At 71.4% G+C, this 25,360-nt stretch carries 22 protein-coding genes; 8 read left to right on the top strand and 14 right to left on the bottom strand.

From position 1 onward, the window contains the following. Positions 1-63: 63 nt before the first annotated feature. The 3 genes from ACZ7L5_RS08355 to ACZ7L5_RS08345 all read right to left on the bottom strand — a co-directional run bounded on the left by ACZ7L5_RS08355 (position 64) and on the right by ACZ7L5_RS08345 (position 7,220). Positions 64-1,524 carry a glutamate synthase subunit beta gene (locus tag ACZ7L5_RS08355; protein ID WP_328882295.1) on the bottom strand — a complete coding sequence of 487 codons (1,461 nt, stop codon included), beginning with the start codon at positions 1,522-1,524 and terminating at the stop codon, positions 64-66. After that, entirely contained in the window at positions 1,517-6,115 is a 4,599-nt protein-coding gene (gene gltB / locus ACZ7L5_RS08350; RefSeq protein WP_471515865.1) for a glutamate synthase large subunit, read from the bottom strand. Before gltB ends, ACZ7L5_RS08355 begins: the two co-directional genes overlap by 8 nt. Before the next feature lie 373 nt (positions 6,116-6,488). Next, a complete protein-coding gene (locus tag ACZ7L5_RS08345; protein WP_362378290.1) occupies positions 6,489-7,220 on the bottom strand; it encodes a VIT1/CCC1 transporter family protein in 732 nt (243 codons plus the stop codon). A gap of 284 nt (positions 7,221-7,504) precedes the next feature. Between ACZ7L5_RS08345 and ACZ7L5_RS08340 the strand changes: the two genes are divergently transcribed. The 7 genes from ACZ7L5_RS08340 (at position 7,505) to ACZ7L5_RS08310 (ending at position 15,436) form a co-directional block, all read left to right on the top strand. Next, the gene (locus ACZ7L5_RS08340) at positions 7,505-8,617 is read left to right on the top strand and encodes an ADP-ribosylglycohydrolase family protein (RefSeq protein WP_471515386.1); all 1,113 of its coding nucleotides are present in this window, start codon (positions 7,505-7,507) and stop codon (positions 8,615-8,617) included. Between the two features lie 113 nt (positions 8,618-8,730). Further along, positions 8,731-9,924: an ADP-ribosylglycohydrolase family protein gene (locus ACZ7L5_RS08335; protein WP_471515864.1), complete on the top strand. Its 1,194-nt coding sequence runs from the start codon at positions 8,731-8,733 to the stop codon at positions 9,922-9,924. 8 nt (positions 9,925-9,932) lie between these two features. Further along, positions 9,933-11,108, top strand: a complete 1,176-nt coding sequence (locus tag ACZ7L5_RS08330) for an ADP-ribosylglycohydrolase family protein (RefSeq protein ID WP_471515384.1) — start codon at positions 9,933-9,935, stop codon at positions 11,106-11,108. Next, positions 11,096-12,493, top strand: a complete 1,398-nt coding sequence (locus tag ACZ7L5_RS08325) for an ADP-ribosylglycohydrolase family protein (protein WP_471515382.1) — start codon at positions 11,096-11,098, stop codon at positions 12,491-12,493. Before ACZ7L5_RS08330 ends, ACZ7L5_RS08325 begins: the two co-directional genes overlap by 13 nt. Next, complete coding sequence (rbsK, locus tag ACZ7L5_RS08320) at positions 12,490-13,383, top strand: ribokinase (RefSeq protein ID WP_471515380.1); 894 nt, start codon at positions 12,490-12,492, stop codon at positions 13,381-13,383. The genes ACZ7L5_RS08325 and rbsK overlap by 4 nt, the downstream gene beginning before the upstream one ends. Continuing rightward, positions 13,380-14,606: a CaiB/BaiF CoA transferase family protein gene (locus tag ACZ7L5_RS08315; RefSeq protein WP_471515378.1), complete on the top strand. Its 1,227-nt coding sequence runs from the start codon at positions 13,380-13,382 to the stop codon at positions 14,604-14,606. Before rbsK ends, ACZ7L5_RS08315 begins: the two co-directional genes overlap by 4 nt. Continuing rightward, on the top strand, positions 14,603-15,436 hold the full coding sequence (locus ACZ7L5_RS08310) for an HpcH/HpaI aldolase/citrate lyase family protein (RefSeq protein WP_471515376.1): 834 nt from the start codon (positions 14,603-14,605) through the stop codon (positions 15,434-15,436). The genes ACZ7L5_RS08315 and ACZ7L5_RS08310 overlap by 4 nt, the downstream gene beginning before the upstream one ends. Positions 15,437-15,506: 70 nt before the next feature. Here ACZ7L5_RS08310 and lgt read toward each other — a convergent pair whose 3' ends face one another. The 11 genes from lgt to hisI all read right to left on the bottom strand — a co-directional run bounded on the left by lgt (position 15,507) and on the right by hisI (position 24,405). Further along, the gene (lgt, locus tag ACZ7L5_RS08305) at positions 15,507-16,499 is read right to left on the bottom strand and encodes a prolipoprotein diacylglyceryl transferase (RefSeq protein WP_471515374.1); all 993 of its coding nucleotides are present in this window, start codon (positions 16,497-16,499) and stop codon (positions 15,507-15,509) included. Positions 16,500-16,597: 98 nt separating this feature from the next. Next, positions 16,598-17,374, bottom strand: coding sequence for a DsbA family protein (locus tag ACZ7L5_RS08300; protein WP_471515372.1), 777 nt, complete (start codon positions 17,372-17,374; stop codon positions 16,598-16,600). Positions 17,375-17,504: 130 nt separating this feature from the next. Next, on the bottom strand, positions 17,505-18,323 hold the full coding sequence (gene trpA, locus ACZ7L5_RS08295) for a tryptophan synthase subunit alpha (RefSeq protein ID WP_471515370.1): 819 nt from the start codon (positions 18,321-18,323) through the stop codon (positions 17,505-17,507). After that, positions 18,320-19,606: a tryptophan synthase subunit beta gene (trpB, locus tag ACZ7L5_RS08290; RefSeq protein WP_471515368.1), complete on the bottom strand. Its 1,287-nt coding sequence runs from the start codon at positions 19,604-19,606 to the stop codon at positions 18,320-18,322. Before trpB ends, trpA begins: the two co-directional genes overlap by 4 nt. Positions 19,607-19,713: 107 nt before the next feature. Then, positions 19,714-19,881 carry a tryptophan biosynthesis modulator TrpM gene (gene trpM / locus ACZ7L5_RS08285; protein WP_471515366.1) on the bottom strand — a complete coding sequence of 56 codons (168 nt, stop codon included), beginning with the start codon at positions 19,879-19,881 and terminating at the stop codon, positions 19,714-19,716. A 21-nt stretch (positions 19,882-19,902) separates the two neighbouring features. Then, positions 19,903-20,712: an indole-3-glycerol phosphate synthase TrpC gene (gene trpC / locus ACZ7L5_RS08280; protein ID WP_363034699.1), complete on the bottom strand. Its 810-nt coding sequence runs from the start codon at positions 20,710-20,712 to the stop codon at positions 19,903-19,905. A 135-nt stretch (positions 20,713-20,847) separates the two neighbouring features. Then, entirely contained in the window at positions 20,848-21,294 is a 447-nt protein-coding gene (locus tag ACZ7L5_RS08275) for a DUF2752 domain-containing protein (RefSeq protein ID WP_471515364.1), read from the bottom strand. A gap of 79 nt (positions 21,295-21,373) precedes the next feature. Further along, positions 21,374-21,622, bottom strand: a complete 249-nt coding sequence (locus ACZ7L5_RS08270; protein WP_362378266.1) for an HGxxPAAW family protein — start codon at positions 21,620-21,622, stop codon at positions 21,374-21,376. Positions 21,623-21,739: 117 nt separating this feature from the next. After that, positions 21,740-22,384, bottom strand: coding sequence for a TIGR02234 family membrane protein (locus ACZ7L5_RS08265; RefSeq protein ID WP_471515361.1), 645 nt, complete (start codon positions 22,382-22,384; stop codon positions 21,740-21,742). Positions 22,385-22,477: 93 nt separating this feature from the next. Continuing rightward, positions 22,478-23,965, bottom strand: coding sequence for an anthranilate synthase component I (locus ACZ7L5_RS08260; RefSeq protein ID WP_471515359.1), 1,488 nt, complete (start codon positions 23,963-23,965; stop codon positions 22,478-22,480). 11 nt (positions 23,966-23,976) lie between these two features. After that, complete coding sequence (gene hisI, locus ACZ7L5_RS08255; RefSeq protein ID WP_471515357.1) at positions 23,977-24,405, bottom strand: phosphoribosyl-AMP cyclohydrolase; 429 nt, start codon at positions 24,403-24,405, stop codon at positions 23,977-23,979. 74 nt (positions 24,406-24,479) lie between these two features. On the opposite strand from hisI, the gene ACZ7L5_RS08250 reads away from it, so the two are divergent. Next, entirely contained in the window at positions 24,480-25,115 is a 636-nt protein-coding gene (locus tag ACZ7L5_RS08250) for a TIGR03085 family metal-binding protein (RefSeq protein WP_471515355.1), read from the top strand. The last annotated feature ends 245 nt before the right edge of the window (positions 25,116-25,360 follow it).

Raw genomic sequence — 25,360 nt, 5'->3', positions numbered from 1 at the left:
CTGTGTTCCGTACGCCTTTGTACGGGACGTATATGAGTGACCGTCAGGTCACTTGTGGTGCCGTCAGACCATCAGCGAGCGGTCCGTCGGACGGATCGGCGCGGGCAGCTCGCTGGCGCCGGTCAGGAAGCGGTCGCAGCCGCGGGCGGCCGAGCGGCCCTCCGCGATGGCCCATACGATGAGCGACTGGCCGCGGCCCGCGTCGCCGGCGACGAACACACCCGGCACGTTGGTCTGGAAGTCTGCGTCGCGGGCGATGTTGCCGCGCTCGTCGAGGTCCAGGCCGAACTGGTCCGTCAGGCCGTTGTCACGGTCGGGGCCGGTGAAGCCCATGGCCAGCGTGACCAGCTGGGCGGGGATCTTGCGCTCCGTGCCCGGCTTCTGGGTCAGCTTGCCGTCGATGAACTCGACCTCGGTGAGGTGCAGCCACTGGACGTTGCCGTCCTCGTCGCCCTCGAAGTGGGTGGTGGAGACGGAGTAGACCCGCTCGCCGCCCTCCTCGTGCGCGGACGTGACCTTGTAGAGCATCGGGAAGGTCGGCCACGGCTGGTGCGGCGCGCGGTCCTCGCCCGGGCGGGGCATGATCTCCAGCTGCGTGACGGAGGCCGCGCCCTGCCGGTGGGCGGTGCCCACGCAGTCGGCGCCGGTGTCGCCGCCGCCGATGACCACGACGTGCTTGCCCTCGGCGGAGATCGGGGAGGTGACGTAGTCGCCCTCCTGGACCTTGTTCGCCAGCGGCAGGTACTCCATGGCCTGGTGGACGCCCTTGAGCTCGCGGCCGGGGACCGGCAGGTCACGGGCGGTCGTGGCGCCGGCGGCGATGACGACGGCGTCGTACCGCTTCTTGAGGTCGGTCGCCTTGAGGTCGCGGCCGATCTCGATGCCGGTACGGAAGCGGGTGCCCTCCGCGCGCATCTGCTCGATACGGCGGTTGATGTGCCGCTTCTCCATCTTGAACTCGGGGATGCCGTAGCGCAGGAGGCCGCCGATGCGGTCCGCGCGCTCGTACACGGCCACGGTGTGGCCGGCCCGGGTCAGCTGCTGGGCGGCGGCGAGGCCCGCCGGGCCCGAGCCGATGACGGCGACGGTCTTGCCGGACAGGCGCTCCGGGATCTGCGGCTCGACGTCACCGCTGTCCCACGCCTTGTCGATGATCGAGACCTCGACGTTCTTGATGGTGACGGCCGGCTGGTTGATGCCGAGCACGCACGCCGACTCGCACGGAGCGGGGCACAGGCGGCCCGTGAACTCCGGGAAGTTGTTCGTGGCGTGCAGACGCTCGGAGGCGGCGGCCCAGTCCTCGCGGTAGGCGTAGTCGTTCCACTCGGGGATCAGGTTCCCCAGCGGACAGCCGTTGTGGCAGAACGGGATGCCGCAGTCCATGCAGCGGCTGGCCTGCTTGCTGATGATCGGCAGCAGGGAGCCGGGGACGTAGACCTCGTTCCAGTCCTTGAGACGTACGTCGACGGGGCGGGACTTGGCGACCTCGCGCCCGTGGTTGAGGAAGCCCTTCGGGTCAGCCATTGATCGCCGCCTCCATCATCTTCTCGGTGATCTCGGTCTCGGAGAGACCGGCTCGCTCGGCGGCGTCCTTGGCGGCGAGCACTGCCTTGTACGTGCTGGGGATGATCTTGCTGAAGCGCTCGACAGCGGTCTCCCACTCGGCCAGGAGCTTCTCGGCGACCGTGGAGCCGGTCTCCTCCTGGTGGCGGCGGACCACGTCGTGCAGCCACTGCTTGTCGGTGTCGTCGAGGGCCTCGACGGCGCTCACGTTGCCGACGTTGACGTTGTCCCGGTCGAGGTCGATGACGTACGCGATACCGCCGGACATGCCGGCCGCGAAGTTACGGCCCGTCTCGCCGAGGACCACCGCGTGGCCACCGGTCATGTACTCGCAGCCGTGGTCGCCCACGCCCTCGGAGACGACCGTCGCGCCGGAGTTGCGGACACAGAACCGCTCGCCCGTACGACCGCGCAGGAACAGCTCACCGCCGGTCGCACCGTACGCGATGGTGTTGCCCGCGATCGTCGAGTACTCGGCGAGGTGGTCGGCGCCCCGGTCGGGACGGACGATCACCCGGCCGCCGGAGAGGCCCTTGCCGACGTAGTCGTTGGCGTCGCCCTCCAGGCGCAGCGTGACACCGCGCGGCAGGAAGGCACCGAAGGACTGGCCCGCCGAGCCCGTGAAGGTGATGTCGATGGTGTCGTCGGGCAGGCCCGCGCCACCGAACTTCTTCGTCACCTCGTGGCCGAGCATGGTGCCGACCGTGCGGTTGATGTTGCGGACCTTGATCTGGGCGCGCACCGGCTGGGCGTCGGTCGCGGAGTCCGCGGCGAGCGCGTCGGCGGCGAGCTTGATGAGCTCGTTGTCGAGCGCCTTCTCCAGGCCGTGGTCCTGCTCGACCAGCGCGTGGCGCACCGCGCCGTCGGGCAGCTCGGGCACGTGGAACAGCGGGGCCAGGTCCAGGCCCTGTGCCTTCCAGTGGTCGACCGCGCGGGTCACGTCGAGGGTCTCGGCGTGGCCGACGGCCTCCTCGATGGAGCGGAAGCCCAGCTCGGCGAGGATCTCGCGGACCTCTTCGGCGATGTACTGGAAGAAGTTCACGACGTACTCGGCCTTGCCGGAGAACCGGTCCCGCAGGGTCGGGTTCTGGGTGGCGATGCCGACCGGGCAGGTGTCCAGGTGGCAGACACGCATCATGATGCAGCCGGAGACGACGAGCGGCGCGGTCGCGAAACCGAACTCCTCGGCGCCGAGCAGCGCGGCGATGACGACGTCGCGGCCGGTCTTCAGCTGGCCGTCGGTCTGCACGACGATGCGGTCGCGCAGGCCGTTGAGCAGCAGGGTCTGCTGGGTCTCGGCGAGACCGAGCTCCCAGGGACCGCCGGCGTGCTTCAGCGAGGTGAGCGGGGAGGCACCCGTACCACCGTCGTGACCGGAGATCAGGACCACGTCCGCGTGTGCCTTGGAGACACCCGCGGCGACCGTGCCTACGCCGACCTCGGAGACCAGCTTCACGTGGATGCGGGCCTGCGGGTTGGCGTTCTTGAGGTCGTGGATCAGCTGAGCCAGGTCCTCGATGGAGTAGATGTCGTGGTGCGGCGGCGGGGAGATCAGGCCCACGCCCGGCGTCGAGTGACGCGTCTTGGCGACCCACGGGTAGACCTTGTGGCCGGGCAGCTGGCCGCCCTCGCCGGGCTTGGCGCCCTGGGCCATCTTGATCTGGATGTCGTCGGCGTTGACGAGGTACTCGGAAGTCACACCGAAGCGGCCGGACGCGACCTGCTTGATGCTGGACCGCCGCGCCGGGTCGTACAGCCGGTCCGCGTCCTCGCCGCCCTCACCGGTGTTGGACTTGCCGCCCAGCTGGTTCATGGCGATGGCGAGGGTCTCGTGCGCCTCCTTGGAGATGGAGCCGTACGACATGGCGCCGGTGGAGAAGCGCTTGACGATCTCGCTGGTCGGCTCGACCTCGTCGATGGAGATCGGCTGCCGGTCGGACTTGAAGCCGAAGAGCCCGCGGAGCGTCATCAGGCGCTCGGACTGCTCGTTCACGCGCTCGGTGTACTTCTTGAAGATGTCGTAGCGACCGGTGCGCGTGGAGTGCTGGAGGCGGAAGACCGTCTCCGGGTCGAACAGGTGCGGCTCGCCCTCGCGGCGCCACTGGTACTCGCCGCCTATGTCCAGCGCGCGGTGCGCCGGGGCGATGCCGGAGGCCGGGTAGGCCTTGGCGTGGCGGGCGGCTACCTCCTTGGCGATGACGTCGAGGCCGACGCCGCCGATCTTGGTGGCCGTGCCGTTGAAGTACTTCTCGACGAAGGCGGTGTCGAGACCGACGGCCTCGAAGACCTGCGCGCCGCGGTAGGAGGCGACGGTGGAGATGCCCATCTTGGACATGACCTTCAGGACGCCCTTGCCGAGGGCGTAGATCAGGTTGCGGATGGCCTTCTCGGCCTCCATGCCCGGCAGGAAGGTACCGGCGCGGACGAGGTCCTCGACGGACTCCATCGCCAGGTACGGGTTCACGGCCGCGGCACCGAAGCCGATGAGCAGGGCGACGTGGTGGACCTCGCGGACGTCGCCGGCCTCGACCAGCAGGCCCACGTGGGTGCGCTGCTTGGTGCGGATGAGGTGGTGGTGGACGGCCGCGGTGAGCAGCAGCGACGGGATCGGCGCGTGCTCGGCGTCGGAGTGGCGGTCCGACAGGACGATCAGACGGGCGCCGTTCTCGATGGCGGCGTCGGCCTCGGCGCAGATCTCCTCTATGCGCGCGGCCAGCGCGTCGCCGCCGCCGTGCACCCGGTACAGGCCGGACAGGGTCGCGGCCTTGAAGCCGGGCATGTCGCCGTCGGCGTTGATGTGGATGAGCTTGGCCAGCTCGTCATTGTCGATCACCGGGAACGGCAGGGTGACGCTGCGACAGGACGCGGCCGTCGGCTCCAGCAGGTTGCCCTGCGGGCCGAGGGAGGAGAACAGCGAGGTGACGAGCTCCTCGCGGATGGCGTCCAGCGGCGGGTTGGTGACCTGCGCGAACAGCTGGGTGAAGTAGTCGAAGAGCAGCCGCGGGCGGTCGCTCAGCGCGGCGATCGGCGAGTCGGTGCCCATCGAACCGATCGGCTCGGCGCCGGCCTTGGCCATCGGCGCGAGGATGACACGCAGCTCCTCCTCGGTGTAACCGAAGGTCTGCTGGCGGCGGGTGACCGACGCGTGCGTGTGCACGATGTGCTCGCGCTCGGGCAGGTCGGACAGCTCGATCTCGCCGGCCTCCAGCCACTCGGCGTACGGCTTCTCCGCCGCGAGCTGGGCCTTGATCTCGTCGTCCTCGATGATGCGGTGCTCGGCGGTGTCCACGAGGAACATGCGGCCGGGCTGCAGGCGGCCCTTGCGGACGACCTTGGCGGGGTCGATGTCGAGGACGCCGACCTCGGAGCCGAGGACGACGAGGCCGTCGTCGGTGACCCAGTAGCGGCCGGGGCGCAGACCGTTGCGGTCGAGCACGGCGCCGACCTGGGTGCCGTCGGTGAAGGTGACACAGGCCGGGCCGTCCCAGGGCTCCATCATCGTGGCGTGGAACTGGTAGAAGGCGCGCCGGGCCGGGTCCATGGAGTCGTGGTTCTCCCACGCCTCCGGGATCATCATCAGCACGGAGTGCGGCAGCGAGCGGCCACCGAGGTGGAGCAGCTCCAGCACCTCGTCGAAGGACGCCGAGTCGGAGGCGTCGGGCGTGCACACCGGGAAGATGCGCTCAAGGGCCTTGTCGTCGGAGCCGAACAGGTCGGACACGAGCTGCGACTCACGGGCGCGCATCCAGTTGCGGTTGCCCTTGACGGTGTTGATCTCACCGTTGTGCGCGACGAAGCGGTACGGGTGCGCGAGCGGCCACGACGGGAAGGTGTTCGTGGAGAAGCGCGAGTGGACGAGGGCGACGGCCGAGGCGAAGCGGCGGTCGGACAGGTCCGGGAAGAAGGGCTCCAGCTGGCCGGTGGTCAGCATGCCCTTGTAGACGATCGTGCGGGCCGACAGCGACGGGAAGTACACGCCGGCCTCCCGCTCGGCGCGCTTGCGCAGCACGAAGGCCTTGCGGTCGAGGTCGATGCCCTCCGAGGAACCGTCCGCGACGAACACCTGCCGGAAGGCGGGCATCGTCGAACGGGCGGTGGCACCCAGCAGTTCGGGGGCGACGGGGACCTCACGCCAGCCGAGGACGTTCAGGCCCTCTTCGGATGCGATCGTCTCGATCTGCGAGACAGCGTCCTGAGTTCCGTCCTCCGGCAGGAAGGCGATACCGACGGCATACGCACCGGCCTGGGGCAGCTCGAATTCGGTCACCTCACGCAGGAAGGCGTCCGGCACCTGGGAGAGGATGCCCGCGCCGTCGCCCGAGTCGGGCTCGGAGCCCGTGGCGCCGCGGTGTTCGAGATTGCGCAGAACGGTGAGCGCCTGCTCGACCAGCGTGTGGCTCGCCTCGCCGGTGAGGGTGGCCACGAAGCCGACGCCACAGGCGTCGTGCTCGTTGCGGGGGTCGTACATACCCTGCGCAGCAGGGCGAGCATCCATGAACGACCAGTTCTGGCCATTCGTGGAGTGCTGGGACGGCTGGCGCGGCGTACGCATCGGCTCTCCCGTCGTCGTCATCTGGCATATGCAAATTGCCGAGGGACGACGTTGGCCCTCTGCGTGAGTGCAAAATTTCGTGCAGGTTACATGATGGAGCGGTTCTCGGGAAGCGGGATAATCCGTTCCAACATGCGGACACCACGGGCATAGAGCGGGGGTTCCGCGCACATGGCTTGAAGTATGTGGGGACCGAACGGGACAGGTCCATGTCCGTCGATCCAGGGGGCGGAGGAGGGCGTCTTCGCCCACCCCGCGAGTGCGTCACAGGCCTCATTGCCCGCAGTGCTTACGGCTCATGCCCGGTGGTTAAGCATTCGAAACCAGCGAGTAACGGCTACTTATGCGGCCCAACGCATAAGTCCGAGCCGAGCTATCCTACGGCCGTTCCGAACAGGCTGCCCAGGGCGTACGTCACACCGGCCGCGGCACCACCGAGCGCGAGCTGCCGCAATCCGCTGAACCACCAGCTCCGCGCGGTCACCTTGGCCACGACCGCACCGCACAGGAACAGCCCGGCCAGCGCCAACAGCACGGCCGGCCACAACGCGGTCGCACCGAGCAGATACGGCAGTACGGGCAGCAGGGCGCCCAGCGCGAAAGACGCGAACGACGACACGGCCGCGACCAGCGGCGACGGCAGATCACCGGGGTCGATGCCGAGCTCCTCCCGGGCATGTATCTCCAGAGCCACTTCAGGATCGCGGGAGAGCTGCTCGGCGACGGCCTTCGCGAGCTGCGGCTCGACACCCCGAGCCTCGTAGAGAGCCGCGAGCTCGGCCTCTTCGTCCTTCGGGTGCTTTCTCAGCTCCCGACGCTCGACGTCCAGCTCGGCCTCGACCAGCTCACGCTGGGAGGCGACGGAGGTGTACTCACCGGCGGCCATGGAGAAGGCGCCGGCGGAAAGACCGGCGAGCCCGCTCAGCACGATGGTCTGATGGCTGACCGCCCCGCCCGCGACACCGGTCATCAGGGCGAGGTTGGAGACCAGACCGTCCATCGCGCCGAAGACGGCGGGGCGCAGCCAGCCGCCGTTCACATCCCGGTGCGTGTGGTTGTCACGGTGCGCCTCATGCAGGGCGGCTTCGGTCTCGATGATGGCCACGAGGTTCCCCCAAAAAAGCTCAGGCAGGGCTTAGGCAAGGCTGCCTTTAGACAAGTTCCATTCTTTGACAACGCCAAATCTACGCTTCAAGATTCCCTGTCGCCAGCAAGGAAAGGCTGCGCTAACCTGCGGTTTTCCCTCAGAACGCTCATTCGTAGCCGATCATGCACAGATGTCGACCGGGTGACACTGAGGCTTCCGAGGCTCGGGTCAACCGCCGACGGTGGGACATATCCGCAAAGGGCTCCGCGCCCTGGGCGGAGCCCCCGGAGGAGAGGCCACGCATGCCATCGACCGCCTGCATCCCCTCGGTCCCGGCGCCCGGGGACGCCGCCGAACTCCGCGGACGGGCACGCGGCGCACTGCTGGGCCTGGCCGTCGGCGACGCGCTGGGCGCCCCCGCGGAGAACATGAAGCCCTCCGAGATCCGCGCCCGCTGGGGCCGTATCACCGGTTTCGTCACCGACAACCCCTCCGGTACGGACGACACGGAGTACGCGATCTTCTCGGGCCTCCTGCTCGCCCGCCACGGCTCGGCCCTGACCCCGGCCCACGTGGAATCGGCCTGGCACCAGTGGATCGCCGACCGGGCCGAGGGCCCCTTCCGGGGCGCCGGCTTCAGCGAGCGCGGCACGCTGGAGAACCTCCGCCGGGGGCTTGCCGCCCCCATCTCGGCCCAGCACCGACACGCCTGGAGTGACGGCCTCGCCATGCGGGCGGCCCCCTTCGGCGTCTTCGCGGCGGGCCGCCCGGCGGAGGCGGCCCGTCTGGTGGCGATCGACGGCTCGGTGAGCCACGAGGGCGAGGGCATCTACGGCGGCCAGGCAGTGGCGGCGGGTGTGGCGGCGGCGATGGCGGGAGCGCCGACGATCGCCGTGGTGGCCTCCGCGCTGGCGGTGGTCCCGGACGACTCCTGGACGGCCCGCTCGCTCCGCCGTGCCGTGGCGGTGGCCCACCGCGGCGAACGCGCGGTCCGCTCCGCGGTCGTCATCGGCGGCTACCCCTGGACCGACCTGGCGCCCGAGGCGGTCGCACTGGCCTTCGGGGCGTACGCGGCATCGGACGGCGACTTCGTCCAGGCGGTCCTCACGGCCGTGAACATGGGCCGGGACGCAGACACGACGGCGGCGGTGGCGGGCGCACTGGCGGGCGCGACCCAGGGTGAGTCGGCGATCCCGGCGGAGTGGGCGGCGGCGATCAGGCCGGCGCGGGGCAGCTGCCTGCCGTCGATGTCCGGGCACCACGTCCTGGATGTGGCGGAGCTGCTGGTGCCGGGGGAGGGCGGGAAGTGGGGGGCGAGGGGGTCCACGCCAGGTGAGGTGCCGGTGGGAGGCGAGGCCTTGGCGCACCACTCCCTCGCCCTGGTCACGGACGACGAGGCGGAGGCCCGACCGTGACGCCGCCCCGGCCCTTGGACGAGGGATCCCCGACTTCCGCACCCCCGAATGACGCCGCCACGGCCCTCACGTCGCCGAACGGTCTCGCGGTCGCCGACGGCGAGCACGCCCCGCTGGGGCCACCCGCACCCGACGCCGAGAGTCGCACGGGTGGTGCGGGTGGGAGACAAGCGGCCGAAGGCGAAGACGAGGCCGGTCGACGAGTCCTCGGCCTCCTCCTGGGCCTCGCCGCAGGCGACGCCGCCGGCTGGCCCGCGGCCCGCCACAGAGCCGCCCGCATGCCCGAGTGGACACGAAGGCTCACCCGCGAACTCGACACCTTCGCCGAACACAACGCCACCACCACCCTCCCCCTCCCCCTCGCACTGAACCAACCCCCGGAGCCCCTGCGCCTGGGCCCCTCCGACGACGCGGAATGGGCCGCCTTCGCAGCCGAGGCGCTCCTACGCGCCGGCGACGACACGGCCCTCGGCGACCTCAGCCGAGAACGCCGCACCCGAGCCGCGATCGACCTGACCTGGAACGCTGTGGCCAGCGAGGTCGCCGCCGCAGCCGACCGCGCCCCCGAGGTCGAGTCGGCGATCCTCCCCCTGCGCGCCCGCATCTCCGTCCGCGCCGGCCTCGGCAACCTCGCCACCGGCCTGCGCCCGCCCGCCACCGGCCACGACAACCCGCACTACTTCGACGACGCCGCCTGCGTCAGGGCCTGCGTCCTCGCCGTGGCCCACCCCGGCGACCCCCGCAGCGCCGCCGACCTCGCCGAGTTCGACGCCCGCTACACCCAGGACGGCGACGGCGTACACGGCGCGAGGGCGATGGCAGCGGCCCTCGCGCTGGCGCTGACCGGCGCGAGGACCGAGGCCTGCGTCAGCGCCGCGCTCGCCGAACTCCCCGAGGAGACGGAGATCGGCCGCAACGCCCGCCACGCGCTGAAGCTGGCGCGGGCCGCCGACAGCGCCTTCGCCCTGATCCCCCTCCTCGAACACCAAATCGTCGACCACGTCTACAGCTACGGCGTCGCCGCGGCCGAAACCGTCCCGGTGGCCCTGGCCCTCACGGTCGCGGCGGACGGCCGTATCGCCGAGGCGGTCCCCGCCGCCGCGTGTCTCTCCCGGGTCGCGGACTCGGCACCGGCCCTGGCCGGCGCGCTCACGGGTGCGCTGGGCGGCGGCGCGGCGATCCCCGCGAGCTGGCGCGACGCGTGCCGCACCCTCTCCGGCTGCGTACTCCCCCGGCTCACCGGCACTGACCTGGTGGAACTCGCCGAACTCCTGGAAGCCACGCAACCGGCCCGACCAGGAGGATGATTCTGGGCATGACGCCCAAAGCAGAAGAAAGCGGTGGCCCGCGTCTCGACGAGCGGATCACCGGCGCCCTGGTCGGCGCGGCGGTCGGCGACGCCCTCGGCGGCCCGGTGGAGGGCTACTCCCCCGACCAGATCCTCGAACGCCACGGCGGCCGTATCCACGGCATCGTCGGGCCCTGGAACGGCGACGCCTGGCGCACGGCCCGCCCCATCGCGCCGTATCACAAGGGCGACGGGCACGTCACCGACGACACGTTGATGACGCATGCGCTGATCCGCGTCTACGGGACGGTCCGCGACCACCTCGACGCGTACGCGATCGCCGACCACCTGGTCCCGGACCTGATGACGAACCCGCGCTGGATCCCGGAACTGGAGTCGCAGGCCCTGCCCCTCCACCGCATCTTCCTGGCGGAGAAGTGGCTGGTGACGCGCCTCCACTACGGCCACGTGGACCCGCGTGAGGCGGGCGTCGGCAACATCGTCAACTGCGGGGCGGCGATGTACATGGCCCCGGTCGGCCTGGTCAACGCGGCCGACCCGAAGGCCGCGTACGCCGAGGCGCTGGACATCGCGGGCGCCCACCAGTCGTCGTACGGCCGTGAGGCGGCGGGCGTCTTCGCGGCGGCGGTGGCGGCGGCGTGCACGCCGGGTGCCACACCGGACTCGGTCGTCCAGGCCTCCCTCTCCCTGGCCAAGGACGGCACGCGGACCGCGATCGAGAAGGTCTGCGAAGCGGCCGGCGCCCACAGCGACTTCGAGTCGGCCCTGGTCCCGCTCCGGGAGGCGGTCACCCCGTACGACACGGTCGGCCCCGACTACCGACAGCCCTCGCTCGGCGCCCGCCGCCCGTCCCGCCTGCACGCCATCGAGGAACTCCCCGTCGCCCTGGGCATGTTGCTGGTCGCGAGCGGCGACTACCGCCAGGCGGTCCTGGGCGCCGTGAACTACGGCCGTGACTGCGACTCCATCGCGACGATGGCGGGCGCCCTGTGCGGCGCCCTGGGCTCACCGGTCCCGGAGGACTGGTCGAAGAGGGTCGCGGAGGCCAGCCGCCTCGACCTCTGGGAACCGGCTCGCACACTGACCGAGGTGGCTGGGGAGATCCACGCGAGTGACGTCCGCCGGCACCGTGCCCGGGAGGCGGCCTTCACCGCACTGGAGGGCCGAGCATGCTCCGGCTGACCTGGGTCCAGCCCGAGGACCTGCTCGGCCACGAACTGCGCCAGGCGGCTCTGGACGGCAGGGAGCCGTCGAGGATCGCGGCGCGGTGGAGGGCGGCGGGCGGCAGCCAGGCCCCGCTGCGGGCCGGCTCGTCCCCGGAGCCGGCGTCGAGATATCTGCGGACACTGGCGAAAGACCTGCTGGACGAACTGGCGGACCTGCCCAGCAGGTTGAAGGACGACGAGCCGACGGATCTGGAGAAGATCAAGTCCCGGTGCCCGGACTGGCCGAGCGGTCCCCGTACCTCCACAGCACCGCCCGCCCCCGCCCGCTACGAGGCCGCCTGGCTGGGCCGAGCCGTCGGCTGCCTTCTGGGCAAGCCCGTGGAGAAGCTCCCCCTCGAAGCCATCCGCCAACTGGCCGCATCCACCGGCAACTGGCCGCTGAGCACCTACTTCACCGCTCGCGGCGTTCCCGAGGACCTCCTCACCGCCCACCCCTGGAACCGCCGCTCGGCCACCACCTCCCTCGCCGAGAACATCGACGGCATGCCCGAGGACGACGACCTCAACTACCCCCTGCTCAACCTCCTCCTGCTGCAACGCCACGGAATGGCCTTCACCACCGCCGACGTGGCCCGCCTCTGGCTCGACGAACTCCCACCGGGCCGCACCTTCACAGCCGAGCGCATCGCCCACCGCAACCTCCTCCTCGGCATCGAGCCCCCGCACACGGCCCGCCACCGCAACCCGTTCCGCGAATGGATCGGCGCCCTCATCCGCGCGGACGTCCACGGCTGGACCAACCCCGCCGATCCGGCATCCGCGGCCGAACAGGCCCACCGCGACGCCACCCTCACCCACACCGCCAACGGCGTCTACGCGGCGATGTTCACGGCGGCGGTCATCGCACAGGCAGCGACGGCGACCGGCCCCCAGGACATCCACGCCTGCCTGCGCACCGGCCTCACGGTGATCCCCCCGGCCTCCCGCCTGGCCGAGGCGATCCACCACGCCGTCCTGCTCGCCCGGGCCCACGAGGACTTCGACACGGTCGTCGACGGACTCCACGCCGCCTACGCGGACACCCACCACTGGGTCCACGCCATCCCCAACACCGCCCTGCTCGCCGCCGCCCTCACCCACGCGGACGGCGACTTCACCGGCTCCGTCTGCCGTGCCGTGTCGGGGGGCTGGGACACGGACTCCAACGGCGCGACCGCGGGCAGCGTCGCCGGCCTCCTCGCCGGCACCCCCACCGCCCTCCCCGACCGCTGGACGGCCCCTCTCAAGAACCGCCTCGCCACCTCCGTCGCCGACTTCAACGGCACCGGCTTCGACACGCTCGCCCGGCTGACGCACGAGCTCACCCACCGGCTCACCCCCTTGGAGGCCGCTCACCCATGACCGACATCGTCGTGCTCGGCAGCACGAACATGGACCTCATCACGTACGTCGAGAAGGCCCCGCAGCGCGGCGAGACCGTGACGGGCCGGGAGTTCCTTACGATCCCGGGCGGCAAGGGCGCCAACCAGGCGATCGCGGCGGCCCGCGCGGGCGGCAACGTCCTGATGATCGGCGCCGTCGGCAACGACGCCTACGGCACCCGGCTGCGCTCCACCCTCGAACACTCCGGCGTGGACACCGACGACCTCCGCACGGCCGACGGCCCCTCCGGCACCGCGCACATCGTCGTGGACGACGAGGGCGGCAACGCGATCGTCGTGATCCCCGGCGCGAACGGCACACTGGACCACCTCGGCCCGGGCGACGAGGGCGTCATCGCCTCCGCCGACACGCTGCTGCTCCAGTTGGAGATCCCGCTGGCCGCGGTCCTCGCCGGCGCCCAGGCGGCCCGCCGCCACGGCGTCCGCACGATCCTCACCCCGGCCCCCGCACAGCCTCTTCCGGACGAACTCTTCGCCGCCGTCGACCTGTTGGTCCCCAACGAGCACGAGGCCGCCACCCTCACCGGCCGCACCGACCCCCGCGACGCGGCCATCGGGCTGCTCGACCTGGTCCCCGCGGTCGTCGTCACCCTGGGCGCGCTCGGCAGCCTGTACGTCAGCCGAGGCGCAGATCCCGTGACCGTCCCCGCCCCGAAGGTCAACGCCGTCGACTCCACCGGCGCCGGCGACACCTTCGTCGGCGCCCTCGCGGTGGCGCTCGGCGAAGAGCGGCCCATGCACGAGGCTCTGGCCTGGGCGGCCGCGGCAGCCGCCTTGTCGGTCCAGCGCGAGGGCGCCACGGCGGCGATGCCGTACCGCCCCGAGATCGAGGAACGGTACGCGTCATGACCGAGGCATCGCAGGCAACCCGGGTGACGGACACCGCCAAGGCTCCGCTGACCGGCCTCCGTGTCCTCGACCTGGCCACCCTCTTCGCCGGTCCCCTCGCGGCCACGATGCTCGGCGACTTCGGCGCGGAGGTCGTCAAGGTCGAGCACCCCGAGAAGCCGGACCCCTCCCGTGGCCACGGCCCGTCGAAGGACGGCGTCGGCCTGTGGTGGAAGGTCCTCGGCCGCAACAAGCGCACGATCATCCTGAACCTCTCCAAGCCCGGCGGTCGCGCCACCCTCCTGCGCCTGGTCGCCACCGCGGACGTCGTCATCGAGAACTTCCGCCCCGGCACCCTGGAGAAATGGGACCTCGGCTGGCCGGAGCTCTCCGCCGCCAACCCCCGGCTGGTCCTCGCCCGGATCACCGGCTTCGGACAGTTCGGCCCCTACGCCCACCGCCCGGGCTTCGGCACCCTCGCCGAGGCGATGAGCGGCTTCGCCGCGCTCACCGGCGAACCGGACGCGCCCCCGACGCTCCCGCCCTTCGGCCTGGCCGACTCGATCGCGGGCCTCGCCACCGCGTACGCCGTGATGACGGCCCTGGCCGCGCGCGAGCGCACCGGGGAGGGTCAGGTCGTCGACATGGCCCTCATCGAGCCGATGCTGCTGGCGCTCGGCCCGCAGGCGACCTGGTACGACCAGCTCGGCTACGTCCAGGAACGCACCGGCAACCGCTCCGCCAACAACGCCCCGCGCAACACCTATCGCACCGCTGACGGCACCTGGGTCGCCGTCTCCACCTCGGCCCAGTCGATCGCCGAGCGCGTGATGCACCTGGTGGGGCGCCCCGAGCTGATCGACGAGCCGTGGTTCGCGACGGGCGCCGACCGGGCCCGCCACGCCGACGTCCTCGACAAGGCGGTCGGCGACTGGATCGCCCGCCACACCCGCACCGACGTGCTAGCGGCCTTCGAGAAGGCGGAGGCGGCGGTGGCCCCCATCCAGGACGTACGGGACGTGATGACGGACCCCCAGTACGCGGCCCTCGACACGATCACCACCGTCGACGACCCCGAACTGGGTCCGCTCCGCATGCAGAACGTCCTCTTCCGCCTCTCCGCCACCCCCGGCACGATCCGCTGGACGGGCCGCCCGCACGGCGCGGACACGGACGAGATCCTCACCGATCTGGGCCTGACGGCCTCCGAGCTGACGGCCCTGCGCGAGGAGGGCGCGCTGTGACGTCCTACCCCCTGACCTGGCTGTACGCCCCCGGCGACCGCCCCCATGTGGTGGCCAAGGCCCTGACGTCCGGCGCCGACATCGTCATCGTCGACCTGGAGGACGCGGTCGCCCCGGACCGCAAGGACTACGCCCGGTCGGCCACCGCCGACCTGCTCGCCGAACCGGAGCACCCCGTCCCCGTCCATGTCCGCGTGAACGCCCTGGACACCCCGGCGGCGGCCAAGGACCTTCAGGCTCTGGCCACGCGCCCCGGCCTGTCCGGGATCCGCCTGCCCAAAGTGCGGTCCGCCGACCAGATCGTCCACCTCGCGGAGACCACACCGCCCAGCGCGGGAGGCGCCCCGCCGCTGCACGCCCTGCTGGAGTCGGCCCTGGGCATCGAGCGCGCGTACGCGATCGCCTCCGCCCATCCGTCCCTGCGCGGGATCGCCCTCGGCGAGTCGGACCTGCGGGCCGACCTGGGCATCCGGGGCGACGCGGGCCTCGACTGGTCCCGCTCCCGGGTCATCGTCGCGGCCAGGGCCGCGGGCCTGGCCCCGCCGCCCCAGTCGGTCCACCCCGACATCCGTGACCTGGACGGCCTGGCGGCAACCTGCGCGCACGGCCGTGCCCTGGGCTTCCTGGGCCGTACGGCCATCCATCCGCGCCAGCTCCCGGTGATCGAACGGGCCTACCTCCCCACGGAGGAAGAGCTGGAGCAGGCGGAGACGATCATCAAGGCGGCGGCGACGAACTGCGGCGCCCAGGCCCTCCCGGACGGAAGCTTCGTCGACGCGGCGGTGGTCGCGACGGCCCAGCGAACCCTGTCCCTGGCGCGCCGCACCTGAATACGCGACGAGGGCGCCCGGCACACCTTTCGGTATGCGGCGGGCGCCCTCGTCGACGTACGACCGACCGTCAGCTCTTCTTGGCCGACTCGGCCGCGTCGCTGGATTCCTTCTTGCTCTCCGCGTCCGATGCATCCGAGGTGTCGGAGTCGTCGGACGCCTCCGAGGCCTCCGAGCGGTCCGAAGAGTCCGTCGCGGCCTTCTCGCCGTCGGCCTCGTCACCGCCCTCGACCTCAGCGTCGGCGGCGGCACCCGGCTCCACGACCTCTTCCCGGCCGGGCCGCTTCTTCGCGGACACCACGAGGTACGTCACCGCCAGCGCGAAGACGATCAGCGCGGTCCAGACGTTCAGTCGCAGGCCCAGGATGTGGTGGGCGTCGTCGACCCGCATGTACTCGATCCAGGCGCGCCCCGCGCAGTACGCGGCGACGTACAGCGCGAACGCCCGACCGTGGCCCAGCTTGAAGCGGCGGTCGGCCCAGATCACCAGCAGGGCGACGCTGATGCACCACAGCGACTCGTACAGGAACGTCGGGTGGTAGGTGCCCGGCACCCGCCCGTCCGTCGAGGACGTGATCTCCAGCGCCCACGGGAGGTCGGTCGGCCGCCCGTAGAGCTCCTGGTTGAACCAGTTGCCCCAGCGGCCGATCGCCTGGGCGAGGGCGATGCCGGGGGCGACGGCGTCGGCGTACGCGGGCAGCGGGATGCCACGGCGGCGGCAGCCGATCCACGCGCCCAGCGCACCGAAGGCGATGGCGCCCCAGATGCCGAGGCCGCCCTCCCAGATCTTGAAGGCGTCCACCCAGTCGCGGCCCTCGCTGAAGTACAGCTGGTAGTCCGTGATCACGTGGTAGAGGCGCCCGCCGACCAGGCCGAACGGCACGGCCCAGACCGCGATGTCGGCCACCGTGCCGGATCGCCCGCCGCGGGCGATCCAGCGTTTGTTGCCGAGCCAGACGGCTACGAAGACACCGATGATGATGCAGAAGGCGTAGCCGCGCAGCGGAATGGGACCGAGGTGGATCACCCCGCGCGACGGGCTGGGAATGTAGGCAAGTTCCATGGCAAGGTCGACGCTACCCTGCCGGGCGGCAGCGATGTCGGGCAGCCCGGCTACGGGTCCATAACAGGCAGTGCCCGCAAGTGGCCCTGCCCTGGGGGTCACCCCTTGACCGCCTCCTCCACCATCTGCTTCAGCTTGGCGGGAGTCATCGTCTGGTCCTGGTAGATGTTCTTGCCGTTCAGCAGCACGGTCGGCGTGCCGCTGAAGCCGCCCTTCTTGAAGGCCTCGTTGGACTTGTCGACCCAGCTGTTGTGGGTGCCGTCCTCGACGCACTTGCGGAAGGCGGGCGTGTCCAGGCCCTTCACCTTGCCCGCGAGCTCCAGGAGCTTGCTGTTCTCGGCGAAGGCGTCGTCGGGCTCGGGGGGCTGGTTCTGGAACAGCACGTCGTGGTACGGCGTGAACTTCCCGGCGTCCTGGGCGCAGGCCGCGGCGTTGGCGGCGTTGCGCGAGCCGGTGCCGCCCATGCCGCCGTCGATGATCGTCGCCAGGTGGTAGTCGACTCTGAGCTTTCCGGAGTCCGTCAGCTCATGAATCGTCGATCGGTAGGCCTCTTCGAAGGACTTGCAGGCCGGGCAGCGGAAGTCCTCCCAGACCGTGAGCGTCGACTTGGCGCTCTCCTCGCCGACCGGGATCGCGAGGCCGTCCTTGCCCTGCGCACCCGAGGGCCCCACGACCGGGCCCGACGACTCGCTGCTGTCGTCCTTCCCGGCGTTCGCCGCGACGACTCCGATCACCGCCGCGAGTCCGAGGACGCAGACGACGCTCGCGCCCACGATCAGCGCGCGGCGCCGCTTGTCGGCGGCCTTCTGCTTCTCACGCTCGACCGCCAGCCGCTCCCGGGCGGTCCGCTTTCCGTCACGATTCTTTTCGCTCACACCCGCAGAACGAACCGGGGAGGCGCTGCGCGCCTCCCCGGCCTCAGGTCCACCCGTTCGAGCGACTCGTACGGAAGACCCTTCGTCTGAAGATGTATTCCGCTGCCGAGAACACTGCGCGGAACACTGCCTACGCCTGCCCGCGCACGCCCTTCGCCAGCTCACCGGCGAGCGCCCGCACGGCCTCGACGCCGGCCGCGTCGTCCGGCGCGTCCAGCATCCGCTTGACGAAGGCCGAGCCGACGATCACGCCGTCGGCGAAGCCGGCGACCTCGGCGGCCTGCCTGGCGTCGGAGACGCCGAGCCCGACACAGACGGGCAGGTCGGTGCCGGCGGCCCGGGTGCGCTCGACCAGGTCCTGGGCCTGCGCGCCCACCGACTCGCGGGTACCGGTGACGCCCATCAGCGAGGCGGCGTAGACGAAGCCGCTGCCCGCCGCGGTGATCTGCGCGAGCCGCTCGTCCTTGCTGCTGGGCGCCACGACGAAGACCGTCGCGAGCCCGTGCTTCTCGGCGTGCTCCCTCCAGAGGGCGGCCTCCTGGACGGGCAGGTCGGGCAGGATGCAGCCCGCGCCGCCCGCTTCCGCCAGCTCGGCGGTGAAGCGCTCGACGCCGTAGCGGTCGATGGGGTTCCAGTACGTCATGACGAGGATCGGCTTCCCGGTGGCCTCGTGCGCCTCGCGGACGGTACGCATGACGTCCGCGATCTTGACCCCGCCCTTGAGGGCGATGTCGTCGGCGGTCTGGATGACGGGGCCGTCGAGGACGGGGTCGCTGTGCGGCAGACCGACCTCGACGACGTCCGCGCCGCCGTCGAGTGCGGCCTTGATCGCCTCGATGCCGCCGGCCACGGTGGGGAACCCGGCCGGCAGGTAGGCGATGAGCGCGGAGCGGCCCTCGGCCCTGGCGGCGTGCAGGGTGTCCGTCAACAGCTGGATGTTTCCGCTCACTTGGCGTCCCCCTGGATCTCGGCGGCGCCACCGTTGGCATCGGCGGCGACCTCGGCGTCGGTGTCGTAGAGGCCGAAGTAGCGAGCGGCCGTGTCCATGTCCTTGTCGCCGCGCCCGGACAGGTTGACGACGATCAGCCCGTCCTTGCCCAGCTCCCGGCCGACCTCCAGGGCCCCGGCGAGCGCATGGGCGCTCTCGATGGCCGGGATGATGCCCTCGGTCTGCGACAGCAGGCGCAGCGCCTGCATGGCGGCGTCGTCGGTGACCGCGCGGTACTCGCCGCGGCCGCTGTCCTTGAGGTACGAGTGCTCGGGTCCGATGCCCGGGTAGTCCAGACCGGCCGAGATCGAGTACGGCTCGGTGATCTGGCCCTCGTCGTCCTGCAGGACGTAGGAGTGGGAGCCGTGCAGGATGCCGGGCTCGCCCGCGGTGAGGGTGGCCGCGTGCTCGCCGGTCTCCACACCGTGGCCCGCGGGTTCGCAGCCGATCAGGCGTACGTCCGCGTCGGGGATGAAGGCGTGGAAGAGGCCGATGGCGTTGGAGCCACCGCCGACGCAGGCGACGGCGGCGTCGGGGAGACGGCCGGCGCGTTCCAGGATCTGGCGGCGGGCCTCGACGCCGATGACGCGGTGGAAGTCGCGGACCATGGCGGGGAAGGGGTGCGGGCCGGCGACCGTGCCGAAGAGGTAGTGGGTGTGGTCGACGTTGGCGACCCAGTCGCGGAACGCCTCGTTGATGGCGTCCTTGAGGGTGCGACTGCCGGACTTCACGGCGATGACCTCGGCGCCGAGCATGCGCATCCGGGCCACGTTGAGGGCCTGGCGCCGGGTGTCGATCTCGCCCATGTAGATGGTGCAGTCGAGGCCGAACAGTGCGCAGGCCGTCGCCGTCGCGACGCCGTGCTGGCCGGCGCCGGTCTCGGCGATCACGCGGGTCTTGCCCATGCGCCTGGTGAGCAGGGCCTGGCCGAGCACATTGTTGATCTTGTGGGAGCCGGTGTGGTTGAGGTCTTCCCGCTTCAGGAAGATCCGTGCGTGGCCGGCGTGTCCGGCGAACCTGGGCACCTCGGTGAGGGAGCTCGGCCGGCCGGTGTAGTTGACCAGGAGGTCGTCGAGTTCTCTGGCGAACTCGGGGTCGTGCTTGGCCTTGTCGTACTCGACGGCCACCTCGTCCACGGCGGCGACGAGGGCCTCCGGGATGAACTTGCCGCCGAAGGCACCGAAGTAGCCTTCAGGGGTGGGGACTTGACCCTCCGGGTCGGGGATGAAGAAGTCGCTGGGCATGCTGATACCTCACGGTGAGTGCGTGAAAAAGACACTATTCGCCGTGGGGGCGGGGTTGTCCGACGGCGAAAGGCCGCCTGTGGCTTGTCGCGCAGTTCCCCGCGCCCCTAACAGGGGCGCTGCCATCGACGTCCGTTGACCTGCCCGGGTTCGTCACCGATGACGTACCGCACCCGACGGCCGTGGACGCGCCTCGCCGGGGCTCGGCAGCCCCTCGGGCGGCAGCCGCGCGCGAGGCGGGCGTACCGATCCACGGTGGTCACAGTGCGATTCATCGGGGTCAGCCTAACGGGTGATCAGCCGCGCCCGTGCCGCAGTGCCGGGTGCTCGCCCGCCGCGACCAGGTCCGAGACCGCCGACTTCGGGTCCTTCCCCGTCACCAGCGACTCGCCCACCAGGACCGCGTCGGCGCCGGCGTTGGCGTAGGCGATGAGGTCGTGCGGGCCGCGGACGCCGGACTCGGCGATCTTGACGAGGTTGGCGGGGATCTCGGGGGCGACGCGCTCGAACGTCCCGCGGTCGACCTCCAGGGTCTTCAGGTTCCGCGCGTTGACGCCGATGATCTTCGCGCCCGCGTCCACGGCACGCTCGACCTCGTCCTCGTCGTGCACCTCGACCAGCGGGGTCAGGCCGATGGACTCCGCGCGCTCGATCAGCGACTCCAGCGCCGCCTGGTCGAGGGCCGCGACGATCAGCAGCGCGAGGTCGGCGCCGTAGGCCCGGGCCTCCCACAGCTGGTACGACGTGACGATGAAGTCCTTGCGCAGGACCGGGATGTCCACGCGCGCGCGGACCGCCTCCAGGTCGGCCAGCGAGCCGCCGAAGCGGCGCTGTTCCGTCAGCACGGAGATGACGGCCGCGCCGCCCGCCTCGTAGTCCGCGGCGAGGCCGGCCGGGTCGGCGATCGCGGCCAGCGCGCCCTTGGAGGGGCTGGAGCGCTTGACCTCGCAGATGACCTTGACGCCGTCGCCCTTGAGCGCGGCGACCCCGTCCTTGGCCGCGGGCGCCTTCGCCGCGCGCTCCTTGAGCTCGTCGAGGCTGACGCGCGCCTGCCGCTCCGCGAGGTCGGCACGGACTCCGTCGATGATCTCGTCGAGCACACTCACGCGAGCGGCCCCCTTCCAGACGGTTGACTGAGAAAGCGGTACGAAACCTATGGTCACTGCGATGGTATCCGCAGGAGGGCGTAGGCCCCGCATCCGGTTGACGCCGGTCCCACTACCTGGACGTTCCTCAATTGATCAAGGGTGTAGCCAGCCACCGAACGGCAGGTTCCGGACAACCGTGAAGACCAGCAGCAACGCGCCCGCGGCCCACAGCTGCGCCGGCCCGAGATCGACCCTGAAGGGCCGCCCGCGCACCGCACGGACCACCCAGACGGTCCACACCACGGCGAAGAGCCCGTAGCCGACGACGGCCAGGGCGTTGTCCTGGAGCGCCGCCGCGAAGTCCCCGTGGGCGACGGCATGCGCACTGCGCAGTCCGCCGCAGCCGGGGCAGTAGATGCCGGTGAGCCGCAGGAGCGGACAGGCGGGGTAGTGGCCGGGCTCGTTCGGGTCGACGGCACCGACGTAGGCGAAGGCGCCGGCCACGGCCGCGAGGATCCCGGCCGGTACGGCCAGCCGTCCGAGCACACTCCCGGTGCCGGGCGGCGTCACCCTCTGACTGTTGGCGTTCACACCATGCATTGTGCCCGCACACGCGTGAGGGGCGCCCCCCGCGCCCTGTTTTGGCGCCGGGTCGCCCCTCAGCGAAGTCGCACGTGTGTCAGCTCTCGACGCCCGCCGGCTCGCGCTGCTGCTCGATGAGCTCCTGGTGCGCGTTCTTGGGCTGGCCGAGTCCCATGCCGCGCATGATCCAGCCGATGACGCCGCCGAGGACCACGACACCGATGCCGGCCCAGAAGCCCGCGGGCTGAGCCAACACCATGAAGGCGCCCGAGACGCAGAAACCGATGAAGGCGATCGTGACACCGGTCCAGGCGGCCGGGGTGTGACCGTGGCTGCTGCCCGCCATTGCTTGCTCCTCGTTGCTGTGTACGTGTCGTACGTGGTTGAGCCGGTCGCTCGCAGTCATTGTCCCGCACGCGTGCGCGTGCGGTGATCGGGGGTCACGGCGCGGCCGGGACGGGTCTCAGGCTCCGGTCGGGTCCTCGCCCCGGTCGAGGGCCTTCCACAGCTCCTCGGGCCGGTCGGGGTCGGCGGCCGGGGCCTTCCTGCCGCGCGGCCGGGGTGCGCCGGAGCGCTCGTAGCGGCCGGACATGCCGGGCCACAGCCGGCCGTAGCGCAGGGCAAGCAGTCCGGCGAGCAGGATCAGGGCGCCGCCGACGGCCGCGACATACGGCCAGGCGGTGTGGGTGAGCGCCTGGACGGTGGCCGAGGTGTCGCCGGAGGCCTGCGCGGCCTTCTCGTCCAGGGCGGAGCTGTCGGAGGCGCCGAAGAGGGCCGCGGCGACGGTGCCGGCGCCGGAGAGCGCGAGCAGTCCGGCGACCATGAAGCGGCCGGCCCGGCGGACGGCGAAGACGGCGACGAGCGCGGCGAGCCCCACTATGGCCAGGGCCGCTGGGACGCCCGTGACGTCGCTGCCCTTGGCGGTCAGGGGGAACGCGCCGCCGGGCACCATCGCGGTGCCCTCCGACCAGCGCTGCCGGGTGGAGAGCAGCGCCACGGCCGCGCCGAGCGCACCGCACAGCAGGGCGACGGCGAGGCTCATACGGCCGGCCCGGGCGGAAGCCGGGGCTTCGGAACGGGGAGGAGGAACAGCAGTCACGTACCCCACTATCACCCGAACCCCGAACGATCAGACACCCGGGGTTCAGGTGATGGCCGCCACCCGGGTGCACGGAGGGCGGCCGCGAGGGGTCGGTGAGGGTCAGTCGAGCCGGTTCGCGGTGTGCACGGCCCGCAGTACGGCGGCCGCCTTGTTGCGGCACTCGGTGTCCTCTGCGACGGGGTCGGAGTCGGCGACGATGCCTGCGCCCGCCTGGACGTACGCCGTGCCCTGCCGCAGCAGAGCCGTACGGATCGCGATGGCGGTGTCGGAGTCGCCCGCGAAGTCGAGGTAGCCGACGCAGCCGCCGTACAGCCCCCTTCTGGACGGCTCGAGTTCGTCGATGATCTGCATCGCGCGGGGCTTGGGGGCGCCGGAGAGGGTGCCCGCCGGGAAGCAGGCCGTCAGGACGTCGAAGGCGGTGCGGCCCGGCGCGACGCGGCCCGTCACCGTGGAGACGATGTGCATCACGTGGGAATAGCGCTCGATGGACATGAAGTCGACGACCTCCACCGAACCCGGCTCGCAGACCCGCCCCAGGTCGTTGCGGCCCAGGTCGACGAGCATGAGGTGCTCGGCACGCTCCTTGGGGTCGGCGAGCAACTCGTCGGCGAGGGCCTGGTCCTCCTGCGGGGTCGCCCCGCGCCACCGGGTGCCGGCGATGGGGTGGACCATGGCCTGCCCGTCCTCGACCTTCACGAGGGCCTCGGGGGACGAGCCGACGACGTCGAAGCCGTCGAACCTGAAGAGGTACATGTACGGCGACGGGTTGGTCGCCCTGAGGACCCGGTAGACGTCCAACGCGCTTGCCGTGCACGGCGTTTCGAAGCGCTGGGAGGGGACCACCTGGAAGGCCTCGCCGGCCCGGATGCGCTCCTTGATGTCCTCGACGGCCTCCTGGAAGTCCTCGCCGCCCCACAGGGCGGTGTACTCGGGGAGCTCCGAAGGGGGCAGCACCGCCGGGGGCTGCGGGACCGCGCGCGAGAGGTCGGCCTGCATGGCGTCGAGGCGGGCGATCGCGTCGGCGTAGGCCTCGTCGACGCCTGTGTCGAGGTCGTTGTGGTTGATCGCGTTGGCGATCAGCAGGACGGAGCCCTCCCAGTGGTCCATGACGGCGAGGTCACTGGTGAGCAGCATGGTCAGCTCGGGCAGCTTCAGGTCGTCGCGCTCGCCGGGGCCGATCTTCTCCAGGCGGCGCACGATGTCGTAGCCGAGGTAGCCGACCATGCCGCCGGTGAAGGGTGGCAGGTTCAGGTCGTGGGCGAGGTCGCGCGGGGTGTGCAGGGCCTCGATGGTGGCGCGCAGGGCGGCCAGCGGGTCGCCCTCGACGGGGACGCCGACGGGCGGGGCGCCGAGCCAGTGGGCCTGTCCGTCGCGCGCGGTGAGCGTGGCCGCGGAGCGGACGCCGACGAACGAGTAGCGGGACCAGGACCGGCCGTTCTCCGCGGACTCCAGCAGGAAGGTGCCGGGGCGCTCGGCGGCGAGCTTGCGGTAGAGCGCGACCGGGGTGTCGCCGTCGGCGAGGAGCTTGCGGGTGACCGGAATGACGCGGCGGTCGGTGGCCAGCTTGCGGAACGTCTCGAGGTCCATGGCGGCTGACCCTACTGATCCGTGGCCGGTGCGCCGGAATCGGCGCCGGGAGCGCCGGCGGCGCCGTCCTTGAGCAGCACGTCCTCGTCGAAGCAGGTACGCGCGCCCGTGTGGCAGGCCGCGCCCACCTGGTCGACCTTGACGAGCACGGTGTCGGCGTCGCAGTCCAGGGCCACGGACCTCACCCACTGGAAGTGGCCGGAGGTGTCGCCCTTGACCCAGTACTCCTGGCGGCTGCGGGACCAGTAGGTGCAGCGGCCTGTGGTGAGCGTGCGATGCAGCGCCTCGTCGTCCATCCAGCCGAGCATGAGCACCTCTCCGGTGTCGTACTGCTGGGCGATGGCGGGCAGGAGTCCGTCCGCGCTGCGCTTGAGGCGCGCGGCGATCTCGGGATCCAGCGGACTGGGCTGACGGGGCGTGCTGGTGGTCATGCATGCCATTGTGCCAAGCGCGACTGACAGTGACGGGCTGCTGTCCATTGGGCGGACCCGGTACGCGGTCGTAGGCTGACTCCATGTCGACTTTCGCCAAGCGTGAACGACTTCTCCTGGCCGACCTCTTGGAGGCCGAGGGCCCCGAGGCCCCCACCCTCTGCGAGGGCTGGACGACCCGTGATCTGGCTGCGCACGTCGTGGTGCGCGAGCGCCGCCCCGACGCCGCCGCCGGCATGCTGATCAGGCCCCTCGCGTCGCGCCTGGACAGGGCGATGGAGGAGTTCGCGGCCAAGCCGTACGAGGAGCTGATCCAGCTCATCCGCACCGGCCCGCCGCGCTTCTCGCCGTTCCAGCTCAAGCAGATCGACGAGGCGTCCAACACGCTCGAGTTCTACGTCCACACGGAGGACGTCCGCCGCGCCCGGCCCGACTGGACGCCGCGCGAACTCGACCCGGTCTTCCAGGACGCCCTCTGGTCCCGCCTGGAGCGCTCCGCCCGCCTGATGGGCCGCACCGCCCCCACGGGCGTGGTGCTGCGCCGCCCAGACGGCCAGACGGCGGTCGCCCACCGCGGCACCCCGGTCGTCACGGTGACCGGCGAGCCTTCCGAGCTGCTGCTGTTCTCCTACGGCCGCCAGAGCGCCGCCAAGGTCGAACTGGACGGCGACGCGGACGCCATCACCAAGCTGCACGCGACGAAGCAACTCGGCATCTAGCCGGGCTCGGGAAGCGGTTCGCGTGCTGCGCCGGTCGGCGGGGGCGGTTCCGCGGGCCGACGGCGCGGTGGTCTGCACAGGTCAGCGAGGCAGTGCGCACAGGCCGATCGTGACGCCGGTCAGGAGACCGCGAGCCGGGCGACGCCCAGCCCGGTGACGGTCGATGCCGATGACTCTCGCCAGGGACGCGCCTCGGCCCACATAGGCCCCGTCGGACAGAGCCACGACCACGGCCCGCCGGTCCG

Source organism: Streptomyces sp. NPDC107528 (assembly GCF_055639295.1).
This window is presented reverse-complemented; position numbering and strand designations above follow the sequence as displayed.

Excerpts from the sequence above, each read along its gene's own strand:
- ACZ7L5_RS08355 (WP_328882295.1), bottom strand. The coding sequence starts at position 1,524 with ATGGCTGACCCGAAGGGCTTCCTCAACCACGGGCGCGAGGTCGCCAAG.
- gltB (WP_471515865.1), bottom strand. The coding sequence starts at position 6,115 with ATGCGTACGCCGCGCCAGCCGTCCCAGCACTCCACGAATGGCCAGAAC.
- ACZ7L5_RS08340 (WP_471515386.1), top strand. The coding sequence starts at position 7,505 with ATGCCATCGACCGCCTGCATCCCCTCGGTCCCGGCGCCCGGGGACGCC.
- ACZ7L5_RS08330 (WP_471515384.1), top strand. The coding sequence starts at position 9,933 with ATGACGCCCAAAGCAGAAGAAAGCGGTGGCCCGCGTCTCGACGAGCGG.
- ACZ7L5_RS08325 (WP_471515382.1), top strand. The coding sequence starts at position 11,096 with ATGCTCCGGCTGACCTGGGTCCAGCCCGAGGACCTGCTCGGCCACGAA.
- rbsK (WP_471515380.1), top strand. The coding sequence starts at position 12,490 with ATGACCGACATCGTCGTGCTCGGCAGCACGAACATGGACCTCATCACG.
- ACZ7L5_RS08315 (WP_471515378.1), top strand. The coding sequence starts at position 13,380 with ATGACCGAGGCATCGCAGGCAACCCGGGTGACGGACACCGCCAAGGCT.
- lgt (WP_471515374.1), bottom strand. The coding sequence starts at position 16,499 with ATGGAACTTGCCTACATTCCCAGCCCGTCGCGCGGGGTGATCCACCTC.
- trpB (WP_471515368.1), bottom strand. The coding sequence starts at position 19,606 with ATGCCCAGCGACTTCTTCATCCCCGACCCGGAGGGTCAAGTCCCCACC.
- trpM (WP_471515366.1), bottom strand. The coding sequence starts at position 19,881 with ATGAATCGCACTGTGACCACCGTGGATCGGTACGCCCGCCTCGCGCGC.
- ACZ7L5_RS08275 (WP_471515364.1), bottom strand. The coding sequence starts at position 21,294 with ATGCATGGTGTGAACGCCAACAGTCAGAGGGTGACGCCGCCCGGCACC.
- ACZ7L5_RS08270 (WP_362378266.1), bottom strand. The coding sequence starts at position 21,622 with ATGGCGGGCAGCAGCCACGGTCACACCCCGGCCGCCTGGACCGGTGTC.
- ACZ7L5_RS08260 (WP_471515359.1), bottom strand. The coding sequence starts at position 23,965 with ATGGACCTCGAGACGTTCCGCAAGCTGGCCACCGACCGCCGCGTCATT.
- hisI (WP_471515357.1), bottom strand. The coding sequence starts at position 24,405 with ATGGCATGCATGACCACCAGCACGCCCCGTCAGCCCAGTCCGCTGGAT.
- ACZ7L5_RS08250 (WP_471515355.1), top strand. The coding sequence starts at position 24,480 with ATGTCGACTTTCGCCAAGCGTGAACGACTTCTCCTGGCCGACCTCTTG.